General features: G+C 36.6%; 8 protein-coding genes. 5 read left to right on the forward strand and 3 right to left on the reverse strand.

What is annotated here, in order from left to right:
- Positions 1–553: 553 nt before the first annotated feature.
- Both GHT08_RS21550 and GHT08_RS21555 read left to right on the forward strand, forming a co-directional pair.
- Positions 554–979, forward strand: coding sequence for a MarR family winged helix-turn-helix transcriptional regulator (locus GHT08_RS21550; protein WP_163583446.1), 426 nt, complete (start codon positions 554–556; stop codon positions 977–979).
- A 141-nt stretch (positions 980–1120) separates the two neighbouring features.
- Positions 1121–1966, forward strand: coding sequence for an NAD(P)H-binding protein (locus GHT08_RS21555; protein ID WP_163583447.1), 846 nt, complete (start codon positions 1121–1123; stop codon positions 1964–1966).
- A 71-nt stretch (positions 1967–2037) separates the two neighbouring features.
- Here GHT08_RS21555 and GHT08_RS21560 read toward each other — a convergent pair whose 3' ends face one another.
- Positions 2038–3963 carry an ABC-F family ATP-binding cassette domain-containing protein gene (locus GHT08_RS21560; RefSeq protein ID WP_163583448.1) on the reverse strand — a complete coding sequence of 642 codons (1926 nt, stop codon included), beginning with the start codon at positions 3961–3963 and terminating at the stop codon, positions 2038–2040.
- A gap of 169 nt (positions 3964–4132) precedes the next feature.
- On the opposite strand from GHT08_RS21560, the gene GHT08_RS21565 reads away from it, so the two are divergent.
- Positions 4133–4780 (forward strand): redox-sensing transcriptional repressor Rex, encoded by a 648-nt coding sequence (locus GHT08_RS21565; protein WP_163583449.1) that lies wholly within the window; start codon positions 4133–4135, stop codon positions 4778–4780.
- 42 nt (positions 4781–4822) lie between these two features.
- Here GHT08_RS21565 and GHT08_RS21570 read toward each other — a convergent pair whose 3' ends face one another.
- Both GHT08_RS21570 and GHT08_RS21575 read right to left on the reverse strand, forming a co-directional pair.
- Positions 4823–5032 (reverse strand): YdiK family protein, encoded by a 210-nt coding sequence (locus GHT08_RS21570; RefSeq protein ID WP_193568338.1) that lies wholly within the window; start codon positions 5030–5032, stop codon positions 4823–4825.
- Between the two features lie 4 nt (positions 5033–5036).
- Positions 5037–5747: a CPBP family intramembrane glutamic endopeptidase gene (locus tag GHT08_RS21575; RefSeq protein WP_163583450.1), complete on the reverse strand. Its 711-nt coding sequence runs from the start codon at positions 5745–5747 to the stop codon at positions 5037–5039.
- 301 nt (positions 5748–6048) lie between these two features.
- On the opposite strand from GHT08_RS21575, the gene groES reads away from it, so the two are divergent.
- Positions 6049–6333: a co-chaperone GroES gene (groES, locus tag GHT08_RS21580; RefSeq protein ID WP_018934111.1), complete on the forward strand. Its 285-nt coding sequence runs from the start codon at positions 6049–6051 to the stop codon at positions 6331–6333.
- Between the two features lie 69 nt (positions 6334–6402).
- Positions 6403–7901, forward strand: a 1499-nt coding sequence (groL, locus tag GHT08_RS21585; protein WP_163583451.1) for a chaperonin GroEL, incomplete at its 3' end; no start/stop codon positions are given.

The raw sequence follows: 7901 nt of genomic DNA on the forward strand, positions 1-7901 counted from the left end.
TCGTACGTTAAAAAAATGCAGAACGTTATTTAGCGCAGGCGCCCACTTCGACTCCTGTGGGATCAGCGTGATCTGAAGATCCACTTTTGTAAAGCGATCTTCTTTACAAAAGTTAGCTGAAGACACGGCCCACGGAAAGCGAAGTGGGCAAGCCGCAGCGGTTGTTATGCCTATTATTTATGTCAAAATAACTACTTTGGACAGGACCGGGTGGGCTTTCCCGGTTTTTCTTACTGCTAAGAAAAAGAGAAATGTCTTAATAGTAAGTTGAATTTTTATCCACAGATCATTTAAAGTAAATGTGGATGATTACATAATCCTTATGATATCAAGGATTTATAACGCTTTAAAAATGTGGATAAAATACTCTCTGAATGTGGATAATGTGGACAAAGTTCTTAATAATTGATTTGCAAAGAGTGTATAAGTGGATAAGCATGTGTATAAATAATAACAAATATATTTTGATAATCATTTACGTAACACTTTACAAATAAGAAGAATATGTTTATTATTTAGTTGTGCAAACAAATAAAAAAAGAGGAATTATACTATGTTAAATGTATATTTGAAAGAATGTTTATATTTTACATCAAGTCGTTTTACAAGAATTATAACGAAGATGGCCGAAGAAGAATTTACCCGAAGCGGCTTATCACCAACTGCAGCATATTTATTAATGGTTCTATACGAGAATCAAGGACTGTCACAAAAAGAAATTGGCGAAATATTACATTTACAACCCTCAACTGTTACACGTATTTGTGAAAAACTGAAGAGGAAAGGATTAGTCTACAATAATGTTGAGGGACGCACATCCTATATTTATACTACAGAGCAAGGAAAAGAACTGGAGGCAACGATCTATGATTGTTGGATGAGATTACGTGACCGCTATGCCGAAATCCTAGGACGAGAAACAGCGGATGAACTCTCAGTTCAGCTAGAACAAATGAGCGATGAGTTAGAAAAGTTTTAGTGGTTGATATTTTCTTCAACCATTTTCTTATAGAAAAATAGTTGCTTGTGCAAACAAATGTATGAAGGGGGTGATTGATGATTAAAAGAGAAATTAGAAAACACATAGATCTGAAGAAAAAGAATAGAAGGAGGAGAAATGATGTTACAAAGGCAAACGGATGAAAAGCAAAAGCCAATTTTAGTTTTAGGTGGTAATGGAAAGACCGGAAAGCGTGTTGCGGAACGTTTATTATCGATGGGCATTCCTGTAAGAATCGGATCAAGGCATAGTGAACAACCCTTTTCCTGGGAAGATAAATCAACATGGCAAAAAGTATTAGAGGGTATAGCTGCTGTGTACATTGTGTATAGTCCTGACCTTGCTGTACCAAGTGCTGCCGAGGATATTAGCAAGTTTACAAAGTTAGCTTTACAAAATAATGTGAAACGCCTCGTATTACTATCTGGCCGTGGTGAAGAAGGAGCGGTAAAAAGTGAAAACGAACTAAAAAATTCAGATGCTCATTGGACAATATTGAGATCAAGCTGGTTTAATCAAAACTTTAGTGAAGCTTTTTTGATTGACCAAATCAGAGAAGGTGTTATTGCATTACCTGTGGGTAAGGTTACAGAACCATTCATAGATGTAGATGATCTTGCGGAAGTTGCTGTAAAGGTGCTAACAGAAGATGGACACATAGGTAAACTATATGAATTAACAGGGCCAAGATTAATGACATTCCAAGAAGCAACAAATGATATATCTGCTGTTATACAAAGAAATATCAGTTATATAAAGTTAACTCATCAGCAATTTGAAAAAGCTTTATGTGAAGCCGGGACACCTGCACATACAATAGAACTGCTGATGGAATTGTTTACATCTGTGCTTGATGGAAGAAATTCTTTTTTAGGAGATGGAGTACAACAGGTTCTAGGACGTGAGCCAAGAGATTTTAAAGAGTATGTTCAAAAAACAGTCAAAACGGGAGTTTGGGGTGAATAATGATAAACATATTGGACCATAGTGGAGTTAAAAAGAGCATTCTCGACATGTAGAATGCTCTTTGTCATAGGTTAGTCGTGTAATGTTTCCCATTCTTCCATTAATGATTCCAATCTTGCCTTTAAGGAGTCATTTTGATTAGTTAGTTCCAATGCTTTTTCATGATCTTGAAAAACGTCAGGATCACATAACATTTGATCAATTTCTTCCATTTCTAACTCAAGTTGTTCAATCTCATCTTCAATTTCCTTAATTCTACGCTCTTTTTTCCGTTGCTCTTTTTTTAATTGCTTTTCTTTTTCAAAATTCGATTTGGTGGTTTCCGGATTGTCTACAGTTTTCTTTTCCGCCTTCTTTAGTTCGGCAAGTTCTTGTTCTTCTTGCTTTTTCTCTACATAGTAATCATAATCACCTAAGTAGAGTGTGGTTTTGTTAGCTTGCATTTCCAGCACATGTGTTGCAATCTTATTAATAAAATAACGATCATGAGAGACGAACAATATCGATCCAGGATAGTCAATTAAAGCAGCTTCTAACACTTCTTTGCTATCCAAATCTAAATGGTTGGTCGGTTCATCAAGTAATAAGAAGTTTGCCTTCTCCATCATTAGTTTTGCTAGTGCTAGGCGCGCTTTTTCCCCACCACTTAAAGCCGAAACATTACGTAACACATCATCACCGCTGAAAAGGAAGTTACCGAGAATGGTGCGAATGTCCTTTTCATTCATGACCGGATAATCATCCCACAGTTCATTCAATACCGTTTTCTTAGGATTTAATTGTGTTTGTTCTTGATCATAGTAACCAATCTGTACATTTGTTCCGAGCTGAATGTCACCTGAAGCAGGGTCTAGCTGTCCGATAATTGTCTTTAATAAGGTTGATTTTCCAACACCATTTGGTCCGACTAGTGCTACACTATCCCCACGTTCGATATGCAAGTTAAGATTTGAAAAAATGAATGGATCTGATTCTTGATAGTGAAATGCTAAATCGTTAATTTTTAACACATCGTTACCACTTCTGCGGTCAATTGTAAAAGTAAACTTGGCAGAGCTTTCTTCGCCAGCTGGTTTGTCCATCACTTCCATTTTTTCTAACTGCTTACGTCTACTTTGGGCACGTTTCGTAGTAGAAGCACGTACAATATTTTTCTGAATAAACTCTTCCATTCTTTTAATTTCACTCTGTTGTTTCTCATAGAGCTTTAGATCACGTTCATAATTTGCCGCTTTCTGTTGTAAATAATCACTATAATTGCCATGATATTTAGTTGAATGATGTCGAGATATTTCATAGACAATATTCACGGTTTTATCTAAAAAATAGCGGTCGTGAGAGACGATGACGACAGCACCTTGATAACTGTTTAAATAGCCCTCCAACCACGTTAAAGTTTGAATATCCAAATGGTTTGTAGGCTCATCTAATATGAGAATGTCAGGCTTCGTTAATAAAAGTTTCCCTAAAGCTAATCTTGTTTTTTGACCACCACTTAGTGTAGCAATCGAGGTCGTCCACATGCTTTCTGGGAAATCAAGGCCGTTTAGCACCGCTTTTATGTCCGCTTCATATTGATAACCACCCGCAAGCTTGAAGGCTTCTTGTTTTTGATCATAATTGGCAAGCAACTGCTCGTAACGATCACTATCCGCAAGTAGGTCAGGATCGCCCATTTGCTGTTCCATCTGGCGTAGAGCTTTTTCTTCCTTTTGAAAGTGTTCGAAAATCTTAAGCATTTCGTCCCAAATCGTTTCATTAGAATTTAAACCTGAGTGTTGTGCAAGATAGCCTAACGATACATCTTTCGGTTTATGAATTTCGCCTTCATCATAACTAAGTTGATTGGAAATAATATTTAAAAGAGTAGACTTTCCGGCACCATTTCGACCCACTATAGCTATACGGTCATCCCTCTTTATCTCTAATTTTATATTAGATAAGATCAGTTCAGCACCGAATCTTTTGGTTAAATTGTTTACTTGTAAATAAATCATTTGCTTTCACCTCTAATATGTTCAGTGTATCGGAAAGCAGAAACCACTGCAAGCACAGTTGTTTGGCTGTAAGTGAATTATTTCACGACATTTAACCGCTTTTCTGTTAGAATAAAAAGTAAGTAAAAACATTCACAAATCCAAACCGAACTAGTAAGGGGAATGAATGATGATGAATCAAAATAAAATACCACAAGCGACGGCGAAACGTTTGCCATTATATTATCGATTTTTAAATAATCTTCATATTCAGGGAAAGTCGCGAGTATCTTCAAAAGAATTAAGTGAAGCGATGAAAGTAGATTCTGCTACAATAAGACGAGATTTCTCCTATTTTGGTGCTTTAGGGAAAAAAGGTTATGGCTATAATGTCGAATATTTGTTGGGATTTTTCCGTAAAACATTAGATCAGGATGAAAATACTCCCGTTGCGCTAATTGGTGTAGGGAATTTAGGAACCGCTTTTTTAAATTATAATTTCACCAAAAATAATAATACAAAAATTGAAGTTGCTTTTGATGCTGATAAACGAAAGGTCGGCAAAACGATAGGGGATATTCAAGTGCACCACATTGATGATTTAGAGGGGAACTTAGAAAATATCTCTGTTGCGATTTTGACAGTACCTGTATCGGAAGCACAAAATATTACTGATCGCCTAGTGAAAACCGGCATCAGCGGTATTTTGAACTTCACACCGGCAAGAATTACAGTTCCGGAGAATGTCCGTGTACATCATATTGATTTAGCCGTAGAACTACAATCACTTGCCTATTTTATGAAGCATTATCCGTTAGAGAACGAAGGAGAAGAGTAGATATCATTACTAAAAAATAGACTCAGCTAACAGTAGCTAAGTCTATTTTTTCTTATTATCATTCGCTTTTTTTATGCGAAAATGTAGATTGATTAATCTAAACGCAACCACAAAATCAATTGTTGCAAAGGTTGCTAATAAAATGGTAATAAAGTTAAAAACAGTTTCATCTGCCGATTGGATTGCGATGTAAGTGAACAAAGCGCCTAACGCAATGTAAAAAATGGCAGACCGTAAAGGTGAAATACGCATAATACTATTGTCCTCCAATAAGAATCGTCATTAACTCTTTTATTTGATCCATTTGCTGTTCCATTTCTTCTGGATCGACAGACAGTTGACCGATTACGGCAAATGTATTCATGGACATATGCACAATAATTGGTACAAGGATTCGTTTCGTTTCAACGTAAAGAAAGGCGAACACCATTCCGACTGAAGTGTATATAAGTAAGTGTTCAAAATCATTATGAACGGCAGCGAAAATGACCCCAGATAACAACGCAGCGAAAAAGAAGTTCATTCTCTTATAGAGTGAACCAAAAATAGCTTTACGAAACACTAGCTCTTCTAGAATAGGTCCCAGTATAGAAATAATTACAATAAACAAAGGAGTTTGTCGTGCTATATTCATTAAGTCCATTGTATTTTCTGAACCAGGTGGGATTTTGAAAACTACCATTTCAATAACAACAGCAACGGCTTGTGTTATCATCACAAGGAAAAAACCTAGTACAGACCACAGTATAATGGTTCCAATTTTCTTTTGTTGTGCTTGGAAGAAATCTTGCACTTCATCCCTTATGAAATAGATAGATATCATCAAAGCTATCGCGAATGATGCAATATTCCAGTTAGCTTGGAAAGTATCCAAATCATCAATGTAGGAAACAAACGGTAGAGCCAAAAAGATGGAAAACTGCATAGCAATATACGTTATGATCAAATAAATATATTTTCTTGGCAAGTATAACGACTCCCTTAAACTCTTTTTAATGTCATGATACGTATTTTAACATAAATTTAGAATAAAATTGAAATACTTCGTCTACACATAGAAGTATGTGAGTATTTTGCTGTTCATAAGTGGAGAGTATCCTTCACTTATATAGTTAGCGACCGTGATAAATTTTTTTAAAAAACGATATTAAAATACTTGCAAAAAAAATCAGTTTTCATTATTATAATAATTGTGTTAGCACTCCTCTTGAACGAGTGCTAATAATCAACAAAATAATGAATGAGAAATTCAAGGAGGTAACGAAAAGATGCTTAAACCATTAGGTGATCGTGTCATTATTGAGCTTGTAGAGCAAGAAGAAAAAACAGCGAGTGGAATTGTTCTTCCAGATTCTGCGAAGGAAAAACCACAAGAAGGTAAGGTTGTAGCTGTTGGTTCTGGTCGTGTAACAGACAATGGAGAGAAAGTGGCACTTGAGGTTGAAGAGGGCAATACTATCATTTTCTCTAAATTTGCTGGTACAGAAGTAAAATATGAAGGTAAAGAATACTTAATTCTTCGTGAAAGTGACATTTTAGCAGTTGTAAGTTAAGTAAGATAACGAAGAGCTATAAAGATAAATAACATAACTTTTTTAAAATTTTAAGGAGGTTTTTTCACAATGGCTAAAGAATTAAAATTTAGTGAAGAAGCACGTCGCGCAATGCTACGCGGGGTAGACACACTTGCAAACGCAGTAAAAGTAACATTAGGGCCAAAGGGTCGTAACGTTGTTTTAGATAAAAAATATGGTTCACCACTAATTACAAATGACGGTGTAACGATTGCAAAAGAAATTGAATTAGAAGATAGTTTCGAAAACATGGGTGCACAGCTTGTTTCTGAAGTAGCTTCTCAAACAAATGATGTAGCTGGTGACGGTACAACAACTGCAACAGTATTAGCACAAGCAATGATCCAAGAAGGTCTTAAAAACGTTGCATCTGGTGCAAACCCAGTAGGTGTACGTCGCGGTATCGAAAAAGCGGTTGAAATCGCAACGGAAGAACTTCGTAAAGTTTCCAAACCTATCGAAGGAAAAGATTCAATTGCACAAGTAGCAGCAATTTCTTCTGCTGATGATGAAGTAGGTCAATTAATTGCAGAAGCAATGGAACGTGTGGGTAACGATGGTGTTATCACAATCGAAGAGTCTAAAGGATTCAACACAGAATTAGAAGTTGTAGAAGGTATGCAATTCGATCGTGGATATGCTTCTCCATACATGGTAACAGACCAAGACAAGATGGAAGCGGATCTTGAAGATCCTTACATTTTAATTACTGACAAGAAAATCAACAATATCCAAGAAGTATTACCAGTACTAGAACAAGTTGTACAACAAGGTAAACCACTTCTATTAATCGCTGAAGATGTAGAAGGCGAAGCGCTTGCTACATTAGTAGTGAATAAACTACGCGGAACATTTAATGCAGTTGCTGTAAAAGCTCCTGGATTTGGTGATCGTCGTAAAGCAATGTTAGAAGATATCGCTGTATTAACTGGTGCTGAAGTAATCACAGAAGATCTTGGTTTAGAACTTAAAAACACAAGCATTGAGCAATTAGGTCGCGCTTCTAAAGTAGTTGTTACCAAAGAGAACACAACTATCGTAGAAGGATCTGGTGACCCAGAACAAATCTCTGCTCGTGTAGCACAAATCCGTGCACAAGTAGAAGAAACTACTTCAGAATTCGATAAAGAAAAATTACAAGAGCGCCTAGCTAAGCTTGCTGGCGGCGTAGCAGTAGTAAAAGTTGGTGCTGCAACTGAAACAGAACTTAAAGAACGTAAGCTACGTATTGAGGATGCATTGAACTCAACTCGTGCAGCGGTTCAAGAAGGAATCGTTTCTGGTGGTGGTACAGCACTACTTAACGTATATAACAAAGTTGCAGAACTTAACCTTGAAGGTGATGAAGCTACTGGTGTAAACATCGTACTTCGCGCACTAGAATCACCAGTTCGTCAAATTGCAGAAAATGCTGGATTAGAAGGTTCAATTATCGTAGAACGTCTAAAAGGTGAAAAAGTTGGAATTGGTTTCAACGCAGCAACTGGAGAATGGGTAAACATGATCGACGCTGGTATCGTTGACCCAACCAAAGTTACGCGTTCTGC

The organism is Gracilibacillus saliphilus (assembly GCF_010994085.1).
GTDB classification, from domain to species: domain Bacteria; phylum Bacillota; class Bacilli; order Bacillales; family Amphibacillaceae; genus Gracilibacillus; species Gracilibacillus lacisalsi.

Bases quoted from the DNA above. Each gene is read 5' to 3' on its own strand.
- GHT08_RS21560 (WP_163583448.1), bottom strand. From the start codon at position 3,963: ATGATTTATTTACAAGTAAACAATTTAACCAAAAGATTCGGTGCTGAA.
- GHT08_RS21565 (WP_163583449.1), top strand. From the start codon at position 4,133: ATGATGAATCAAAATAAAATACCACAAGCGACGGCGAAACGTTTGCCA.
- groES (WP_018934111.1), top strand. From the start codon at position 6,049: ATGCTTAAACCATTAGGTGATCGTGTCATTATTGAGCTTGTAGAGCAA.
- GHT08_RS21570 (WP_193568338.1), bottom strand. From the start codon at position 5,032: ATGCGTATTTCACCTTTACGGTCTGCCATTTTTTACATTGCGTTAGGC.
- GHT08_RS21550 (WP_163583446.1), top strand. From the start codon at position 554: ATGTTAAATGTATATTTGAAAGAATGTTTATATTTTACATCAAGTCGT.
- GHT08_RS21555 (WP_163583447.1), top strand. From the start codon at position 1,121: ATGTTACAAAGGCAAACGGATGAAAAGCAAAAGCCAATTTTAGTTTTA.